Raw genomic sequence first — 17,368 nt, 5'->3', positions numbered from 1 at the left:
CGCATTCAACCCGGGGACGTGCGACGCGGACCGAAACTGTCCTGGTTCGCTCCTAGCCTCCACGCATGAGCACCCCCACCGCACCGGCGATCCGGATGTTGTCCGTCGACTTCGACTGCCTCGACCCCGTCGAGCTGTCCAGCTTCTATCGAGAGGCGCTCGACCTGCCCACGATCTACTCCACCGACGGTTTCGTCCTCCTCGGCCACGACGGCGCCCCCGGCCTCGGCTTCGTCCGGGTCGCCGACTACCGCGCCCCGACCTGGCCCGATCCTGCGCATGGGAAGCAGGCCCACCTCGAGCTCGGTGTGGACGACCTCGACCGTGCCCAGGCCAGGATGCTCAGCCTCGGCGCCGTGCTGGCTCCGTTCCAGCCCCATCCGGACGAACGCAGGATCATGCTCGACCCCGCTGGGCACCCGTTCTGCCTGTCCACCGGCGGCTGACGGCCGCGCGGTCGCACGAGATTTCCTCCGGTGATTGGTGGCAGACTGGCTCGATGGACCCAGGGGTCGCTGCAGTCGTGCTGGTGCTGGGATCCGCTGTGCTTGCCCTGATGGCTCTCACGGCGACGGGGGAACGGCGCAGGGGCCACGGCATCAGCGTCGCTCTCGTCACGGGGATCTTTTCCCCATCACCTGGGCCGCTTGGTACGTCCGGGACGAGCGGCCTTACCGCCGGGCGCCCTGACGACGTGCGGTCCGGCTGTGCGGTCTCGTCGCGTCTCCGGTGCGTGCCTCCGCGTCGGCTACCTGCTGCTCCTCGGGGCGTCGTTCCTGTGGTTCGACAACGTCGGGGTGGACGTCAGCGCCTCCGACTTTGGTGACAGTGGACCGGCGGGTCGGGTCGGCTGCAGCATCGCCCCGTGGGACGCGGGTCTCAACGACAACCGCGATGCACCGGGCGGTGAGCACACGGGGGCCTACTCCAACGAGGTCGCCGCCGAGTGCTACTCGGCCAGCTCGACGAGATTCAATGCCGCCGTAGGTAGCGGCGTCCTGGGGCTGCTCATGCTGAGCGTGGGCGCCGTTGTCGCCGTCGGGTCGATGCGCGACGTGATGTCGGCCTGACGGCCTAGCGGAAGCTGCGCAGTCGCAGGCTGTTGGTCACCACGAACACGCTGGAGAAGGCCATTGCGGCTCCGGCGAGCATCGGGTTCAGCAATCCGGCGACGGCCAGCGGGATGGCGGCGACGTTGTAGGCGAAGGCCCAGAACAGGTTGCCCTTGATCACCGCCAGGGTGCGGCGCGACAGCCGGATCGCGTCGCCGGCGACGCGGAGGTCGCCTCGCATCAGCGTCAGGTCGCTGGCCTCGATCGCGACGTCGGTCCCGGTGCCCATGGCCAGCCCGAGGTTGGCCTGCGCCAGCGCTGCCGCATCGTTGACCCCGTCGCCGACCATGGCGACAACGCGCCCGGCGGCCTGGAGCTCCTTGATGGCCACGACCTTGCCTTCCGGCAGGACCTCGGCGATGACGGTGTCGATGCCCACGTCGGCCGCGACCTTCTCCGCGGCCGCCCGGTTGTCACCCGTGAGCAGGATCGGCCTCAACCCGAGGGCCTTGAGCTCCTCGATGGCCTGCGCGGATGTCGGCTTCACCGCATCCGCCACGACGACGATCGCGGTCGTGCGGTCGTCCCAGCCGACCTCGATCGGCGTCGCCCCGTCGGCGTACGCCTGTTCGATGGCGTTCCGGAGGGCGTTGTCCTGGGGCGGCGCCGGCAACTGGCGGCGTACGACATCTGAATCGGCGAATCGGTTGACGTCCGCCGCCAGTTGAGGCCCGCCAGCGGAGCGGGGCCCATCAACGGAGTCCGGGCGGCGCGCAAAGACCCGCCGATCGTCAACGGTGCCGGTGACCCCGACCCCGCCGGTGGCGACGAAGTCGATGACGCTGAGGTCCGAGGCGGCGTACGTCGCGATCGCGCGGGCGATGGGGTGCTCGGACGCGTGCTCCAGCGCGCCGACCAGGCGGCGTACGTCCTCTGCCTCCACTCCCGCTGCGGTTGCCAGCGACACGACGCTCATCTGGCCGGTGGTGACGGTGCCGGTCTTGTCGAGCACGATCGTGTCGACGGCTCGGGTGGACTCGAGCACCTCGGGTCCGCGGATCACGATGCCGAGCTGAGCGCCGCGACCAGTCCCGACCAGGAGCGCGGTGGGGGTCGCGAGCCCGAGGGCGCAGGGGCACGCCACGATGAGTACGGCGACCGCGGCCGTGAAAGCGGCTGGCGCACCGGCTCCGTTGCCGAGCCAGAAGCCGAGCGTGGCAACGGCGAGCACGAGCACGACCGGGACGAAGACCCCGGAGATCCGGTCGGCCAGCCGCTGCACCGGGGCCTTGCCGCTCTGCGCGTCCTCGACCAGCCGGGCCAGGCGCGCCAGCTGCGTGTCGGCCCCCACCCGGGTGGCGCGGACGACGAGCAGCCCGCCCGCGTTGACGCTCGCCCCCACCACGGAGTCGCCGACCCCCACCTCGACCGGGACGGGCTCGCCGGTGAGCAGGCTGAGGTCCACGGCGCTGCTGCCGGACTCCACCACGCCGTCGGTGGCGATGCGCTCGCCCGGGCGGACCACGAAGGTGTCGCCGACACGGAGGGAGTCGATCGGCACCCTTGCCTCGGTTTGGACACCGTCCGCGCCGTCACGGACGACGGCGACGTCCTTGGCGCCGAGCTCCAGCAAGCCCTTCAGCGCCGCCCCGGACGCGCGCTTGGCGCGGTGCTCGAACCAGCGTCCGGCGAGCAGGAAGGTCGTGACCCCGGTCGCCGCCTCGAGGTAGATGTTGCCCGCGCCCTCGCTGCGCTGGATGGTGAGCTCGAAGGGATGGGTCATCCCCGGCTCGCCGGCGGTCCCGAGGAAGAGCGCGTAGACCGACCAGCCGAAGGCAGCGAGGGTGCCGAGGCTGACCAGGGTGTCCATCGTCGCGGCGCCGTGGCGCAGGTTGGTCCACGCCGCACGGTGGAACGGCCAGCCGCCCCAGACGACGACCGGAGCAGCGAGAGTGAGCGACAGCCACTGCCAAGAGGTGAACTGGAAGGCGGGGACCATCGCCATCGCCACGACGGGGAGGGTGAGCAGCGCCGACACGACCAGTCGTAGATGAGCCTCGTCGCGCTCGGGAGCCTCCTCGGCCTCCGCGGTGGGGAGGCGTGCGGCATACCCCGCGGCCTCGACCGTCGAGACGAGATCGTCGGTGGTGACGGAGTGGGGATACGTGACGTGCGCCTTCTCTGTCGCGTAGTTGACCGACGCGCTGACGCCGTCCAGCTTGTTGAGCTTGCGCTCGATCCGGTTGGCGCACGAGGAGCAGGTCATGCCGCTGATGCCCAGCTCGATGCTGGTCAGCTCGACGTCACTGGTCATGCTCGGTCCCCCCGCCGTCACTCTCGTCGTGCCCGTCGTCGTTCCGTTGGTCCTGCCGGTGGTCCTGCGCCGGCGCCGGCTCGTCGAGGATGGGAACGACTGCGTCCCCGACGCCCCAGGCTGCGCCGAAGGCGACGACGAGTCCGACGGCGAAGGCCGCCAGGCGGGCAGGAGTGCTCACGACGGCGCTGGCGACGGGGCTCGTAACGGGGACCTAGGCGACGGCATAGCCGGCTTCCTCGACAGCGCCGGCGACCGCGGTCGGGTCGAGGGGCTCGCTGCTGGTGATGGTGACCGAACCGGTGGGGAGGTCGACCTCGACACCCTCGACGCCCGCGAGCTCGGTGATCTCCTCGGTGACGCTCGCGACGCAGTGGCCGCAGGTCATGCCGGTCACGGTGATGGTCATGGTGTTCATGTCTCTCCTGGGAGCTAGGACTTCACGAGCCGCGCGATGGCCGCGCTGGCTTCCTTGAGCTTGGTCTCCTGCTCGTCGCCGCCTGCGCGGACGGCCTCGACCACACAGTGCTCCATGTGCTCGTCGAGGAGACCGAGGGAGAGCGACTGGAGCGCCTTGGTGACCGCGGCGACCTGGGTGAGGATGTCGATGCAGTACTGCTCCTCGTCGACCATCCGGGCGATGCCACGCACCTGCCCCTCGATCCGCTTCAAGCGCTTGAGGTGGGCGTCCTTGGTGCCATGCGCGACATAGCTGTGTGCCATACCGACAACATACCCCTAGGGGGTATCTCGCACAACCTCGCGCCCCGGCAGGGCGAGAAGCGAGATGCACCTCTTAGGGGTGTAGCGGCCCTCTGGGTTGTGCCCTAGCGTCTAGGGCGAGTCAACAGGGCCCTGGATACGCTCCGGGGCCCTGTTCTCATGCTCACCCGGCTTGGCCCCTTGGGGGGAAGCCGGGGTTGTCACGTCCGTGCGAGGGTCGGAGCATGAGTCCTGTGCAGATCAGACCCCTTGGGGGCGGCCCCGGGTGCCTCATCATGATCCTCATCTCGATCGCGGCGTCGGTCATACTGACCGTCCTGCTCAACGTCATCGCCCGCTGACCTCACTCTGACCGCACGCCGGAGGAACGCCATGTCCGAGCACGAGCCCAAGAACATCAGCGACAAGCTCAAGCAGACGATCGACGAGCTCGACATCGACCGCCATGTCAACGACTTCGTCATCCAGGTCGAGTCCGCCTTCACCACGGCCCGCGACAAGATCGCGACCCTGGCCGCTGAGCGCGGCGACGAGGTGGAGCGCCTGCTCGACAAGATGGGGACGACGATCGACGAGCGCACCGAGGGCAGGTACGCCTCGCACGTCGACAAGGTGCGCGAGACCGTCCTGACCGGTGTCTGCAAGCTCGCCGAGCAACGTCCGGCCGACACGGACCCCGTCTGGCCGGTCGACGAGATCGAGACCACCCCCACTCCGGCTCCGACCACGCCGGTGGACTCGCCGGCCGACGACCCGGCAGATCCTCTCGACCAGCCCGGCACCGGCTCCTAGATTGGTCGGTGACCGCGTCACCGACCGTCCCGAGGAGCGCCCCATGGCCAGCAGGCTCAACCCGACGTCCTCGACGGCCGGGCTCGCGAGGCGCTGGAGTTCTACCAGTCCGTCCTGGGGGGCGACCTCAACATCATGACCTTCGGCGACCTGGGCACCGAGGGCTCGTTCGCCACCCAGGTCATGCACGGCCAGCTGGAGACCCCCGACGGCTACACGCTGATGGTCGCGGACGCGCCGGCCGAGATGATGTCGGTGACGGTCGGGACCAACATCTCGATCAGCCTGTCCGGCGCCGCGGAGGACGCCGAGACGCTGCGTGCCCACTTCGCTGGTCTGGCCGAAGGCGGGCAGGTCACGCAGGCCCTCGAGCCCGCCCCCTGGGGCGACGAGTTCGGCATGCTCGTCGACACGTTCGGCATCAGCTGGCTCGTCAACATCGCCGGCGACCGCGGCTGAGGGGGACGCCTCGGCCGCGTGCTTCCTCTGCCAGGGTCACGACGATCCTGGCCCCGATGCCGCGGGACTGGTGATCAGGCAGGAGCTGGACGCCGGCCAGCTCGACCAGTTCTTCGGTGCGTACGACGCGGAGCCGGCCCACAGGCACACCGTCGATCTCGATCACGGACGTCGACGATCCCGCCAGGTCCCCACGGACCTGCTCGCGCGTCCAGTCGGCGAACCCTGCACGGAACTCCGCCTCGTCGAAGTCGGCCGGGAGACGCTGCTGGGCACGGGTCGCCTCGACGACCACGTCGGTCAGGAACTCCACGTCGTCCTCGGTCGCGGTGCGCAGGACGATGTCCACGGAGCGCAGGCTAGGCGAAGCGACCGCTGCCGTCCTGTGAATTCGTCGGGGTGGTGGGCGGAGGTGCCACCCCTTGTGAGGTGGTGTCGGTTGCGGGCCCCGAGGCATGTTGGGTCCATGACCGAAAACAAGATCACCGTGGAACGGACCATCCAGGCATCGACCGCCGAGGTGTTCGACGTACTCAGCAATCCGCAGCGGCACGTCGAGCTCGACGGCTCGGGGTTCGTGCAGAGCGACGACCGCAGCAACCGCATCCAGGCGGTGGGTGACGTCTTCACCATGAACATGTCCGGCGACCACATGGGCGGCGACTACCAGACCGAGAACCACGTCACGGGCTACTCCGCCAACCAGCTGCTGGCGTGGCAGACCGCGCCGGCCGGCCAGGAGCCCCCCGGGTGGCAATGGGTGTGGGAGCTCGAGGCCGAAGGCTCACAGGCGACCAAGGTCCGCCACTCCTACGACTGGAGCAATGTCACCGATGCCGAGCTGCTGCAGAAGATCAGCTTCCCGCTGGTCTCGCAGTCCCAGCTCGAGGACAGCCTCACCAAGCTCGACCAGGCCGCCACCGGGTCCTGACGCCCGGCAAGGCCTCAGGGAACCAGGGTGCCGGTGCGTTTGCCCGAGCTCACCAGGCCGGACCGTTCCCCCCGAACCTCGCAAGGAGACGACTGCCGACGTGTGCGCCGTTCGCACGGCGCACCTCCTCGGGCACCGGCGGCAGGTTCTCCTCCCAGTCCAGCAGGGTGGAGCCGCGCAGCTGCAGCATGCGCGCCGGCCGGCCGAAGAAGAAGGGGTGCAGGTGCGCGCCACCGTCACCGATGCGGGCCCCGTGGCAGCGGCCGACGCTCGGCAGCTCCTCGACAGCCGCGGTGATGGCCACCATCAGCCGACCCATCTCCGAGGCCAGGTCGTCGGGCAGGTCGGCGAGGTCGAAGTGATCGCGAGGCGTGAGCATCAGCGCCACCGGCAGGCGCATGTCGAGGAGGAGCTTCAGGACCCATCGCTCGTTGCTCCAGGCGATCCGGAGGGCCTGCTCGTCAGTGAGAGGCATCCGGCAGCCGCAGTCGGCGGGGTTCTCGCCCTCGCGCGGCGGTTCGGAGTCGGCCAGCGGCTCCAGCGGCTTGATGCGCAGCCCGTCCAGCTCGAAAGGGAAGATGTCCCAGCCCGGCATCGCCTCGATTGCGACGGGCAGGCGACCCTCGTCGTCGGTAGCCGCGGCGACGCGCGCGTGGAACTCCTCAGCACTCTCCAGCGATGTCATGCACAGCAGTCAACCAGCAGGATCGACGAGGTCGACAGGCAACAGGGCCGAGGACCTCAATGCGCCGGGTGCACGGTGCCGGTGTAGGTCCCGCTGAAGCGCTTCTTGACCAACCGCACGCCTTGCTCTGCCAGGCGGTAGGTCCGACGCGCGAGCGACATCGACTCGCTTCGGACAGCTGCTGCCTTGACCAGCTGTCGCCGCTTCCACACCTCCGGCCGGTCACTGGCCCTGATGTCAGCCACACGCACAGCATGGATTCGCGCGGCTCGCGCGGCCCTCTTCTCGTATGAGGCCTGCGCTGCCTTGTCAGTGGCGTTGGTGCGCTCGAACGGGCGCTTCACCAGGGTCTTCCCTGCGAGGGTGGCGAACCACTCTGAGCGCACGTAGGTCACCGAATAGGGAGCATCCACCAGCTCGGGGGGCATGCCGGGCTCTGCGGTCAGGACGCCCGACTCGTGCGGACGATAGGTCACAGCCGCGGCGAGCATGACGTTGTTCGGCACGTCTACGTAGGAGGTAGAAGGGTAGAGCGAGGTCGGCCCGGCGAACGACGTGCACGACGCACCTTCGCCCTCGTCCACGCCGTTCAACACCCACCGGGTGTAGGTGCAGAAGGAGTTCCTCGCCAACGAGACTGCGGCGCCCGCCGGAATCGCACCCCTCACGTAGAACAGCTCGCACGTCACGCCCGAGAAGTCGAGGCGATCGACGCGGAGCGTCATCCCTGGCACCTCGGCGACGGGGGTGACCTGTCTGGTCACCACCGTGTGGGCGCCGGAGACGGTGACGTCCAGACCCGGCTCCTCGATGCACGCCGTCGCTCGCCAATCCCTTGCCTCGGGCGCGTCACCCGCGGTGGCGGCGGAGGTGATCGGGACCAGCAGTGACACACCGAGAATGGCCGAGGTGAGGGCGATGGAGCGCATGAGGCGGGAGTCTAGGGGAGCGGCCTCTGGAGACCGATCTGTTCGACGAGCTCACCAGGGTGAGGGCTTGAAGTCCTTCACGAAGCAGCCATGGAGATCCTCGCCGGCCTCGCCGAGCACCACCGGGTCGTAGACCCGGGCGGCGCCGTCGACGAGGTCGAGCGGCGCGTGCCATCCCTCGGCAGCGATGCGCAGCTTCTCGTGGTGCGGCCGCTCGTCGGTGATCCACCCGGTGTCGACGGCCGTCATCAGGATCTTGTCGGTCTCGAACATCTCGCCCGACGACGTCCGCGTCAACATGTTGAGGGCGGCCTTGGCCATGTTGGTGTGGGGGTGCCCGGCGCCCTTGTAGCGCCGCGAGAACTGCCCTTCCATCGCCGAGACGTTGACGACGTACGCACGGCCCGATCGTGCGGAGGACGCGGCCGCCGCCAGGGCGGGTCGGAGGCGGGAGACCAACAGGAAGGGAGCGATCGAGTTGCAGAGCTGCACCTCGAGCAGCTCCAGCGGATTGACCTCCGCCACGGTCTGGGTCCAGGAGTTGTTGATCTGGACGTCGGGCAACAGCCCGCCTGCGTCGACGGCGGTCCCGGCGAGGTGTGCCTCCAGGGAGGCGTGACCGGCCGAGAGGGCCAGCGCAGTCATCGAGGCGGCGTTGTGGGCAGCGAGGGCGGCGGCTGCCGACTCGCCCTCGTGGTGTGCGACAGCAGTGTCGGCCAAGGCGCCGGCAATGGCTGCCGGGTGCGCCTCGGAGATGCGGTCGAAGGTGACCATCTCGGGGAGCTCGCGGTCGGTGGGGAGGTCGATCGCCTCGGCGTCGACCAGCGGGGCATAGGAGCCCGGTGTGCGGCGTACGGTCTGGCACGCGTTGTTGATCAGGATGTCGAGCGGTCCGGCCGCCGCGACGTCGTCCGCCAGCGAGATCACCTGCGTGGGGTCGCGCAGGTCGATGCCGACGATCTTGAGTCGGTGCAGCCACTCGTTGCTGTCCTCCAGCGAGGAGAAGCGACGCACCGCGTCCTTGGGGAAGCGGGTCGTGATGGTGGTGTGGGCGCCGTCGCGGAGAAGTCGGAGGGCGATGTACATCCCGATCTTGGCGCGGCCACCCGTGAGCAGCGCGCGCTTGCCGCTGAGGTCGGTGCGCTGGTCGCGCTTGGCATGGCTGAAGGCCGCACAGGTGGGGCACAACCAGTGGTAGAACGCGTCGACCAGCGTGTAGTCGGTCTTGCAGATGTAGCAGCCGCGCGGGTTCAGCAGCTCGCCGGCGAAGGCGCCGGGGGCCGTGGACACGAGGGGGATGCCCGACGTCTCGTCGTCGATGCGGACCGGGGACCCCGTGCCCGTCAGCTCGGTGATCGCCCGGTCGTGGGCGAGCTCCTCGGCGCGCTTGAGGAGCTTGCGCTCGGCCTTAATCGACTTGTACATGTGCGACGCGGCGCGCTTGACCCGCACGTGATCGGGGTGGTCTCCCGGCAGCTCGTGGAGCTGCTCCAGCACCCGGAGGGTGGCTGCCAGGTCCTCGGGGTCGATGCCGGGCGCGTCAGTCACCGAAGGATGGTACGGCGACGTGCGACGCACCCATGATTCGTCGCCGTGAGGACTGTCGGGTCAGGCAGTCAGGTGCGCGCGGCGGGCGCCGGCGTCTGCGGCGTCCTGGGCGGGCGAACCCTGGATACGGATGCGATCGGGTCGCAGGCCGTGCGCGACGCCCCACAGGACTGCCTTGGAGCGGCTGTCGACGTCGATCTTGCGGTAGCAGGACCGGATGTAGGACTTGATCGAGTTGACGGAGAGCGACGTGCGTTCGGCGATCTCGATGTTGCTCAGCCCCATGGTGATGAGCGAGAGGACCTCAGCCTCGCGTGCGGTGAGCCCCTCCTCGCGACCGGGCCAGTCGCCACCGACCTGGCCACGGCGACCCGGGGAGGGGGACAGCACCTTCTGGCCGGCGTGCACCATCTGGAGGGCCTCGACGAGCTGGGCTGCCGAGAGGCTCTTGGAGAGGTAGCCGTGGACACCCAGGCTCATGGTCTCGCGGGCCAACCAGGGCTGGAAGTTCGAGGTGTAGACGACGACCTTGGAGACGCGCGGGTTGGCGATCAGCCGCGCCACGCTGGGACCATTGGTCTGTCCCATGCCGAACGTGTCGTAGAGCGCGATGTCGACGCTGGAGGCCACAGGCTTGGACGCGCTGAGCTCGACGATCTGGACTCGGTCGCCGTAGTTGCGCAGCATGGCGTCGAGACCGCGCACAATGATCTCGTCATCGTTCACGAGGGCGACATGGATCGGCATGGCGACACCTTAGTCCCCCGATCTGACGGGCGGGTATCTTGACGAGCCTTGGCCACCAGGGGGAGATGACATGCAGGACACGGCGACGCCGTCGCAGCGCGTGGGTGCACCTGTCGCCGAGGGCGGGCTCGGCGTCCGCTGCGAGGGCGTGGTGCACCTCTACCGCACCTTCGGCGGTCACGACGTCGTGGCGCTGCGCGGTGTCGACCTCGCCATCGCTCCCGGTGAGCGCGTCGCCTTCCTCGGCCCCTCCGGCTCCGGGAAGTCGACCCTGCTGACCCTGCTCGGCGGGATCCAGAAGCCGAGCGCCGGCCGCATCTTCCTCGGCGACGAGGAGATCTCCCGGATGGGCGAGCGCTACCTCGCGCGGATCCGCTCACGGTCGGTCTCCACCATGCTCCAGGGCGCCACCCGCAACCTGCTGCCCTACGCCACCGCCCGGCAGAACATCTCCTTCGCCCGGCTCGCCCTCAGCGCTTCCGAACGCCGCGGCGCCATGCTCGACGCCGAGCTGCTCTCCCGGGTCGGACTCCGGGACCAGGCCGACCAGGTCGTCTCGACGATGTCGGGGGGTCAGCGCCAGCGGCTCGCACTCGCCTGCTCGGTCGCGACCGCTCCCCGCTTGCTGCTGGCCGACGAGCCGACCAGCCAGCTCAGCCACGAGGACCGCGACCACGTGCTGCACCTCATCCACTCCCTCGGCGACGACTTCGGCACCACCATCGTCGTCGTCACCCACCAGCCCGAGGTGGCGGCCACCTTCCCGCGCACCGTCACCATGAAGGGCGGCCGGGTCGGCGCCGAGGGGCGCGACGGCTCTGAATACGCCGTGGTCGGTGAGGACGGCGTCCTCCACCTCCCGGGCCACGTCGCCGCCGAGTGGCCGCCCGGCACCCTGGTGAAGTTCGAGGACGATGACCAGGGCCGCCTCGTCATCAGCCGTTCGAGCGGAGAAGGTGCGAACCCGCTGTGAGCGACAGAGCCGAGCGAGGAACGAGCGAGCGACCGAGCGAAACCATAGGGGCTGTGAGTGACCTGATCCTGAGCGACATCACGTATGTCGCTGGTCGCACCCTGCTCGACCAGGTGTCGCTGACCTTCCCCGCCGGCAAGGTCACCGCACTGTCGGGACCCAGCGGCTCGGGAAAGACGACGCTCCTGTCGATCGCGGGCGGTCTCCTCGAGCCGACCCAGGGCACCACGTCGTACGCCGATGCGTCGATGTGGCAGGGCAGCGGCGACCCGCGTCCCGACGTGGCCTTCGTGCTGCAGGTCTACGGCCTGGTGCCGATCCTCTCCGCCCGCGAGAACGTCTCGATCGCGCTGCGCGCCCGCGGCGTCGACCCCCGTGCCGCCGACGAGGAGGCCGAGGCAGCGCTCGGCCGGTTCCACATCGCCGACCTCGGCGACCGTCAGGTCGAGGAGCTCTCCGGCGGCCAGATGCAGCGCGTCGCATGCGCCCGTGGCTTCGTCGTCGGCGCCGGCATCCTGCTCGCCGACGAACCCACCTCCGAGCTCGACGAGGGCAACCGCGGCGTGGTGCTGGCCGAGCTCCGCGCCGAAGCGGCCCGGGGCTCCGTCGTCGTCGTTGCGACCCACGACCCCTCGGTCGTCGAGGCGTGCGACCTCCACTTCGCGCTCGACGAGGGCAGGCTGGTCCCGAGCGCGCTGGTCCATCACTCCCCGGTCCAGAGTCCGACGGCCCAGCCTCCGCTGGTCCAGGGATGACCCGCACCCTCCGGGGGGCGTGGAGTCGCCGCGGCGCCCTGCTGACGCTCCTCGCCATGACCACGGTCGTGGTGGGTGGCGCCGTCGGCGTGCTCGGCTTCGCGGAGGCCGCGAACACGTCGGCCTGGCTGATGTCGCCGCTCCTGCTGCTGGGCGCCGTCGCGATCCCGAGCATCGGTCGCGAGCTGGCCGCCGCGCGCCGCGCAGAGATCGGGCTCGCACGCCTCCGGGGGATCCGGGGCCTGCGCCTGGGCTCGGTGCTGCTCTTCGAACCCCTGGCGACGATCGTGGTGGGCACCGCCCTCGGCCTCGGTCTCGGCTGGCTGGTCGCACGGACTGCGGGTGGCGCGTGGCTCGACGCCGACACCCCGGAGCTCGGAGCGACGGCCGTCTACGTCGCGCTCGGCACGGCAGCGGGCAGTCTGGTCATCGTCCTCCTCTCGAGCTGGGCGACGGTCGGCGAACCGCTGTCGACCCAGGTGGCGATGCGCACCCGACCGCGGCGAGCGACGACCCTCGTGGTCTTCGCGAGCGTGCTCGTCATCGTCGGTGCAGTGGTGTCGGCATACGCCAGCATCGCGGGCGTCGACGGGCAGCCGGACGCCCTGGTGCTCATCGGCCCTGCGCTCGTCGGTCTCGCCCTCGGCCAGGTCGCCGCCTGGGTGCTCCGCGTGCTGGCCCGGGCAGCGACCGGGGCGTCGGCCAGGTCCGGGTTGGCGGGCTTCCTGGCCACGCGTCGACTCTCGCGCGCAGAAGACCTCGTCACGCCGATGCGCCTGCTGGTGGCGGCGGCTGTCGTGGGAGTGCTCGCGCTGACGGGCGCGTCATCGGTGACCGACTGGATCGACGGCGAGGCCAGGATCGCGGCCGGGGGCCCGATGGCGGTGCCGGTCGAGAACGGCGCCGTACAAGCCATGGCCCTGACCCGCGCGCTCGACCCGGAGGGCAAGCACCTGATGGCGGTCGCCGTCGTGCCCAACGAGCAGCGACTGGGGGAGCGCCGGGCGTATGTCGACGCGGCACGGTTCGAGTCGGTGGCAGGCGAGTTCTACGCCGACACGCCCGCTGCGGCGGGCGCGAGAGCCGTGCCCGGCCTGGCGAGCGTCACCCCCGACATGGCCACCACCGCCAACCGCCTGACCGTGTCCGCGCGCCTGCTCGAGTCGCAGGAACGGTTCACCGTCGGCCTCACGGTCCGGATGGACTACGTCACCGCCGACGACAACGGCTCGTCGGCCGAGGTCGACCTGCGGCTGCGCACGGTCGGTGCGGCGACGAGCGCATCGGTCCCCCTGCGTGGCTGCGCGGGCGGTTGCCAGATCACCGGGCTGTCCGTCACCCGCCTCCTGAACGACGACAGGGGCAACGTCTTCGGCTTCGATCCCAGTCCCTTCCGCGTGCTCCTCACCGGCATCCAGGTCGGCGACCGGGACCTGGCGACAGCGGGTTGGCGGCCCGAGCCCGGCGCCATCGAGCGGGCCCAGGACTTCCGCTTTGCTCCCGGCTCGCTCGACCTCGATCGACGGGCGCTCGCCAACCGGCTCGACGGCCTCGAGGTCGAGCCCCTTCCCACCTCCGACCTGCCGCTCACGCTCGACGCGGCGTCGAGCCCCACGCCGGTCCTCGTCGCGGGCGCAGAGCCGACGACGCCGCTCGACGTCTCGGGCGATGACCGGGTGTTGGGCGAGGTGACACGGCTGGACGCGCTGCCGTTCCTCGGCACGATCGGCCAGCTCACCGACCTGCCGACCAGCATGGTCGGCTCCGGTGCGACCGTTCCCAACGTGGAGACCTCGATCGTGCTGGCCGCCGACACTCCTGACTCGATGGTCGACGAGCTGACCAGGGCCACCGGCACCGAGGCGCGGTCCCTCGAGGACGTACGCCGAACGCTCGGTGCCGCGACGGGCGTGGACCAGGCGCGTGCGTACGCGTTGATGGCCTCCTTCTGCGCGCTGATCGCCGTGATCGCCCTCGCTGCCGGAGTCGCCCGCCACCTGCGGAGCTACCGCCATGACGTCGCCTCGCTCCGGTTGCTCGGAGTCGGCCTCGGCGCGGCTCGTCGGGCCGGTCGCGTCGAGCTGATCGCGCTGGCCGTGGTGGTGCTGCTCGCCGTCGGGGCCGGCGGCCTGCTGGCGGTGGAGCTGCTGCTGGACGGGTTGCCGCTGGTGACCGTGACGCCGGCGTCGTTGCCGCTCGACAACGAAGCGACGTTGATGACCGTGCTCGTGCCGGCGGTGCTCGCGGCGATCGCCATGCTCGCGATCGGTGGGCGGGCTCGCGCCGTACGCCCTGACGCGACCCGGCCCTCGACGCTGCGCGAGGAGGAGGGCCGATGATCTCACTGCTCGGCACCATCGTCCGCGGGGTGCGCTCGCGCGCCCTGCTCAGTGCCGGCTCGGTCGTGCTGGCGGCGCTCGCGCTGGGCTCGGCCGTGCTCGGACCGATCTTCTCCGAAGCCGTCACCAACTCCTACGTCGTGACCCGGCTGCAGGAGGCCCCCGCCGCCTCGACGGGACTGGCCCGGGTGTTCGTCCCCGACGGTCCCACCGAGCCGGGCGTCGCCGTCGAGCGCGCGATCACGGCCTCCGACGCACTCAACCGGGGTCCGTGGGGTCGCGCGAGCACCACGCTCCAGTCCGAGCAGTACAGCGCCCTGCGCGGTGCCGTGACGTTCTGGTCCCGGGACGACGTCTGCGCCGGCCTGGTGATCGAGGGTCGCTGCCCGTCGGCGCCGGGTGAGGTGCTGATGCTGGCCGGCGACGTCGTCAAGACCGGCGCGAAGATCGGCCGGCCGCTCGAGATGAACATCTTCGAGCCGCCGGAGATCCAGGGTCGCTATCCCCGCTCGCCGTTGGTCGAGGTCGTTGTCGTGGGGTCCTACGCCACCCCGATCGAGGACGACGTGTGGCAGTACCCGCTCCAGCTGCGCGCGACCAACGAGCAGTCCAGGATAACCGGTGGCTACACGCCCTACCAGCCGGCGCCGCTGCTCACGACGACCGAGACGATGCAGTCGCTGGGCCCTGAGGCGTGGACCGTGCGAGTGGACACTCCGCTCGACGTGCCCGCCGACGCGACCCCCGCCGACCTGGCGGAAGCAGTCGCCACCGCCAAGACCCTGGCGAGGACGCAAGACGTCGAGGGCGGGACCTTGGCCGGGGGCGAACCGATCATCAACAACCTCAAGACCGTCGACGACGAGGTCCGCACGCAGCAGTCGACCGCGCGGAAGTCCATCGCGCCGGCGGTGCTGTCCTTGGTGCTCGTGGCGCTCGCCCTGCTGATGCGGCTGCTGACGGCGGCGAGCGAGATCCGCGTGCCGGAGCTCGCCCTTGCCTCGTTGCGAGGCGTCTCCTCTGGTCGCCTCTGGCTGCTGGGGCTGGCGGAGCCCCTGGTCGTGCTGGCTGCCGCAGTTCCGCTCGGCATCGCGTTCGGCGTGGGGCTTGCGGCTGTGCTGACGAACCAGTGGCTCGTGCCCGGCCTGCCACTCCCGATGCCGTGGCAGACCTGGGTGGCCGCGTCCCTGGTCCTGCTCGCCGCGATCGCAGTCGCGTGCGCGGCGGTCGGGACGGTCGTGCGCGACACGCTCGCCTCCCAGCTCTCGGGCGTACGCCGCCCGCAGCAGTCGCGCCGCTGGGCGGTCATCGCCCAGCTGACATTGGTGGCGCTCGCCCTCGCCGTACTCATGTCCAAGCTGTCAGCCTCCGGCCAGAGCGACCCCGACCTCACCGACATGGTGCTGCCCGTGCTCCTCGCGGTCGTCGCAGGACTCGCCGCGACGCGACTGACAGCAGCGGCGGCGACGTGGTGGACGCGCCGGCGTGGCTTGACGAAGTCGCTGAGCGGGTTCGTGGCTGCCCGGGCCATCTCGCGCCGACAGGAGGGCACGCTCGTGATCCTCCCGATCACCGCGGCCGTCGCGGTGGCAGTGTTCGGCGTCGGTGTCTACGACTCGGCCGCGACGTGGCGCACCAGCGTCGCCGCGACGGTCTCCCCTGCGGCGACCACCTGGACCTCCCCGCTGTCGATGCGCGAGACCCGCGACCTGACCCACACCGTGGACCCCGACGGCGAGTGGTTGATGGCGGCCGCGTCGGTGCTCAACCCGGGTGCGAGCTTCGCCGTGGTCGACGGCGAACGACTGCCCGCCGTCGCGACCTGGCCGGAGACCTGGAGCCCAGGGCGCAGCGTCGAGCAGGTCGCTGACGACATCTCGCTGCCGGGCGCCGTACCCCAGCTCGTCGGCCAGCGACTCAGCATCACCGTGGACAACCAGGCGCAGACGTCCAAGGAGCTCGACATCGAGGCGAGGTTCGGGCGCCTCGGCGGCATCCCCGAGCGTGCCTACCTCGGCCCCTTCCCTGCCGGCGAGAGCACTCAGAGCACCAAGCTGCCGGCCTCGTGCCAAGTCGGCTGCCCCCTCGAGGGACTCACCTTGGGCGGAGGAGCCGGGACGACGATGGAGATGTCGGGCTCGGCGCGGGTGCTGGCGATCTCGGTGGACGGTGCCGTCGTGGACGACGCGATCGAGGGTGCCGCGTGGGGGCCCTCGGCCGACAGCGGCGCGCGTTCCTCCATCTCGGCCATCGACAGCTCCGGCGACACCATCGACCTCACCCTCGATGGCTCGGTCGGTCTCTCCATGGCCCGCCTGACGGCCGCGGGAATCCCGTCGGAGCGCCCGGCGGCACGCGGGGCCGATGTTCCTGCCCGGGTGATCGGCGAGCTCGGCAACACCGACACCTCCGGCGCCGTACCGGTCGATCCGCGGTCGACGGTGGAGGGGATGCCGTTCGTCGGACCGGCTGGCCTCCTCGTCGACTACGCCTCGTTCGTGTCCGACCGCCCGGTCTACGACAACCTCTTCGACACCAGGGTGCTGATGCGCGAGGGGGCGCCGGCTTCCATGTCGACGGCCCTCACCGAGGCCGGGCTGACCGTGGAGACGACCCTGGCCGCAGAGAGGCGGGTCCTCGACCAGAGCGCCTACGCCCTGGCGCTGCGGCTCTACGCCGTCGTCGCGGCGCTGGTCCTGCTGATGGCCCTGGCCGGCCTCTTCGTCTCGACCGCCGTCCAGCTGCCGGCCCGTCGACGTGACGCCGCGGCCCTCCGCGTCGTCGGTGTGGCGCGGACCTCGGTGATGTCGGCGGTCGCCCGCGAGTTCCTCGTCGTGCTCGGTGGGGCAGCCGTGGCCGGCATCCTGGCCGGCTCACTCGCGCAGTACGTCGTCCTGCGGACCATCACCCTGGGCACCATCGAGGCGAGCTCCACTCCCGATCTGGTGGCCGCGATCTCCCCGCTGCGACTCATCGTGCTGGCGCTCGTTGCCGTCGTCGTCCTCGGAGTCGCCGCCTGGTTCTCCGCCGCGCTCACGGTGCGGGGGGCCCGGGGCTCGACGTTGCGTGAGTCGGCCCGCTGAGTCTGCCGGGTGCTGCAGGATGCTGCAGGAGTCCCCGG

18 protein-coding genes are annotated in these 17,368 nt (G+C 70.5%); 9 read left to right on the top strand and 9 right to left on the bottom strand.

The genetic code is table 11. The annotated features are described in order from the left end of the window. Nucleotides 1-65: 65 nt before the first annotated feature. Both VNJ48_RS19700 and VNJ48_RS19695 read left to right on the top strand, forming a co-directional pair. On the top strand, nucleotides 66-446 hold the full coding sequence (locus tag VNJ48_RS19700; protein WP_325605295.1) for a VOC family protein: 381 nt from the start codon (nucleotides 66-68) through the stop codon (nucleotides 444-446). A gap of 261 nt (nucleotides 447-707) precedes the next feature. Beyond that, complete coding sequence (locus VNJ48_RS19695; RefSeq protein ID WP_325605293.1) at nucleotides 708-1,070, top strand: hypothetical protein; 363 nt, start codon at nucleotides 708-710, stop codon at nucleotides 1,068-1,070. Nucleotides 1,071-1,074: 4 nt separating this feature from the next. On the opposite strand, the gene VNJ48_RS19690 is transcribed toward VNJ48_RS19695, so the two are convergent. From VNJ48_RS19690 to VNJ48_RS19675, 4 genes are read right to left on the bottom strand one after another with little or no spacing between them, the layout of a single operon-like run. Next, the gene (locus VNJ48_RS19690) at nucleotides 1,075-3,366 is read right to left on the bottom strand and encodes a heavy metal translocating P-type ATPase (RefSeq protein WP_325605291.1); all 2,292 of its coding nucleotides are present in this window, start codon (nucleotides 3,364-3,366) and stop codon (nucleotides 1,075-1,077) included. Next, nucleotides 3,356-3,547 carry a hypothetical protein gene (locus tag VNJ48_RS19685; RefSeq protein ID WP_325605290.1) on the bottom strand — a complete coding sequence of 64 codons (192 nt, stop codon included), beginning with the start codon at nucleotides 3,545-3,547 and terminating at the stop codon, nucleotides 3,356-3,358. The genes VNJ48_RS19690 and VNJ48_RS19685 overlap by 11 nt, the downstream gene beginning before the upstream one ends. Nucleotides 3,548-3,580: 33 nt before the next feature. After that, on the bottom strand, nucleotides 3,581-3,784 hold the full coding sequence (locus tag VNJ48_RS19680) for a heavy-metal-associated domain-containing protein (protein ID WP_325605288.1): 204 nt from the start codon (nucleotides 3,782-3,784) through the stop codon (nucleotides 3,581-3,583). A 14-nt stretch (nucleotides 3,785-3,798) separates the two neighbouring features. Continuing rightward, nucleotides 3,799-4,089, bottom strand: coding sequence for a metal-sensitive transcriptional regulator (locus VNJ48_RS19675; RefSeq protein ID WP_325605286.1), 291 nt, complete (start codon nucleotides 4,087-4,089; stop codon nucleotides 3,799-3,801). A 372-nt stretch (nucleotides 4,090-4,461) separates the two neighbouring features. Here VNJ48_RS19675 and VNJ48_RS19670 point away from each other — a divergent pair, with 372 nt between their 5' ends. Together VNJ48_RS19670 and VNJ48_RS19665 are read left to right on the top strand one after the other, a co-directional pair. After that, entirely contained in the window at nucleotides 4,462-4,881 is a 420-nt protein-coding gene (locus tag VNJ48_RS19670) for an antitoxin (RefSeq protein WP_325605284.1), read from the top strand. 93 nt (nucleotides 4,882-4,974) lie between these two features. Then, nucleotides 4,975-5,340, top strand: coding sequence for a VOC family protein (locus VNJ48_RS19665; RefSeq protein ID WP_325605406.1), 366 nt, complete (start codon nucleotides 4,975-4,977; stop codon nucleotides 5,338-5,340). Here the strand turns inward: VNJ48_RS19665 and VNJ48_RS19660 are convergent. Then, nucleotides 5,315-5,689, bottom strand: a complete 375-nt coding sequence (locus VNJ48_RS19660; RefSeq protein WP_325605282.1) for a GNAT family N-acetyltransferase — start codon at nucleotides 5,687-5,689, stop codon at nucleotides 5,315-5,317. The two genes, VNJ48_RS19665 and VNJ48_RS19660, sit on opposite strands and share 26 nt — an antisense overlap. A 117-nt stretch (nucleotides 5,690-5,806) precedes the next feature. Between VNJ48_RS19660 and VNJ48_RS19655 the strand changes: the two genes are divergently transcribed. Then, nucleotides 5,807-6,271, top strand: coding sequence for an SRPBCC family protein (locus VNJ48_RS19655; protein ID WP_325605280.1), 465 nt, complete (start codon nucleotides 5,807-5,809; stop codon nucleotides 6,269-6,271). A gap of 49 nt (nucleotides 6,272-6,320) precedes the next feature. On the opposite strand, the gene VNJ48_RS19650 is transcribed toward VNJ48_RS19655, so the two are convergent. Genes VNJ48_RS19650 through VNJ48_RS19635 form a run of 4 tightly spaced genes read right to left on the bottom strand, consistent with a single transcriptional unit; the run spans nucleotide 6,321 to nucleotide 10,180 of the window. Continuing rightward, nucleotides 6,321-6,956 carry a hypothetical protein gene (locus VNJ48_RS19650; RefSeq protein ID WP_325605278.1) on the bottom strand — a complete coding sequence of 212 codons (636 nt, stop codon included), beginning with the start codon at nucleotides 6,954-6,956 and terminating at the stop codon, nucleotides 6,321-6,323. Nucleotides 6,957-7,012: 56 nt separating this feature from the next. After that, nucleotides 7,013-7,885 carry a hypothetical protein gene (locus VNJ48_RS19645; protein WP_325605277.1) on the bottom strand — a complete coding sequence of 291 codons (873 nt, stop codon included), beginning with the start codon at nucleotides 7,883-7,885 and terminating at the stop codon, nucleotides 7,013-7,015. Between the two features lie 51 nt (nucleotides 7,886-7,936). Continuing rightward, a complete protein-coding gene (locus VNJ48_RS19640) occupies nucleotides 7,937-9,433 on the bottom strand; it encodes an SDR family NAD(P)-dependent oxidoreductase (RefSeq protein ID WP_325605275.1) in 1,497 nt (498 codons plus the stop codon). Nucleotides 9,434-9,493: 60 nt separating this feature from the next. Beyond that, nucleotides 9,494-10,180, bottom strand: coding sequence for a response regulator transcription factor (locus tag VNJ48_RS19635; protein ID WP_325605273.1), 687 nt, complete (start codon nucleotides 10,178-10,180; stop codon nucleotides 9,494-9,496). A 70-nt stretch (nucleotides 10,181-10,250) separates the two neighbouring features. Between VNJ48_RS19635 and VNJ48_RS19630 the strand changes: the two genes are divergently transcribed. The 4 genes from VNJ48_RS19630 to VNJ48_RS19615 are packed head-to-tail and all read left to right on the top strand — an operon-like array spanning nucleotide 10,251 to nucleotide 17,330. Next, nucleotides 10,251-11,153, top strand: coding sequence for an ABC transporter ATP-binding protein (locus tag VNJ48_RS19630; RefSeq protein WP_325605272.1), 903 nt, complete (start codon nucleotides 10,251-10,253; stop codon nucleotides 11,151-11,153). A gap of 53 nt (nucleotides 11,154-11,206) precedes the next feature. Continuing rightward, the gene (locus VNJ48_RS19625) at nucleotides 11,207-11,908 is read left to right on the top strand and encodes an ABC transporter ATP-binding protein (RefSeq protein ID WP_325605269.1); all 702 of its coding nucleotides are present in this window, start codon (nucleotides 11,207-11,209) and stop codon (nucleotides 11,906-11,908) included. Further along, the gene (locus VNJ48_RS19620) at nucleotides 11,905-14,247 is read left to right on the top strand and encodes an FtsX-like permease family protein (protein WP_325605267.1); all 2,343 of its coding nucleotides are present in this window, start codon (nucleotides 11,905-11,907) and stop codon (nucleotides 14,245-14,247) included. Before VNJ48_RS19625 ends, VNJ48_RS19620 begins: the two co-directional genes overlap by 4 nt. Then, nucleotides 14,244-17,330: an FtsX-like permease family protein gene (locus VNJ48_RS19615; RefSeq protein ID WP_325605265.1), complete on the top strand. Its 3,087-nt coding sequence runs from the start codon at nucleotides 14,244-14,246 to the stop codon at nucleotides 17,328-17,330. The genes VNJ48_RS19620 and VNJ48_RS19615 overlap by 4 nt, the downstream gene beginning before the upstream one ends. Nucleotides 17,331-17,368: the final 38 nt, after the last annotated feature.

The organism is Nocardioides sp. (genome assembly GCF_035576065.1).
Taxonomy (GTDB): Bacteria; Actinomycetota; Actinomycetes; order Propionibacteriales; family Nocardioidaceae; genus Nocardioides.
The sequence above is the reverse complement of the archived record's forward strand: the minus strand, read 5'-3'. Positions and strand labels throughout refer to the sequence as shown.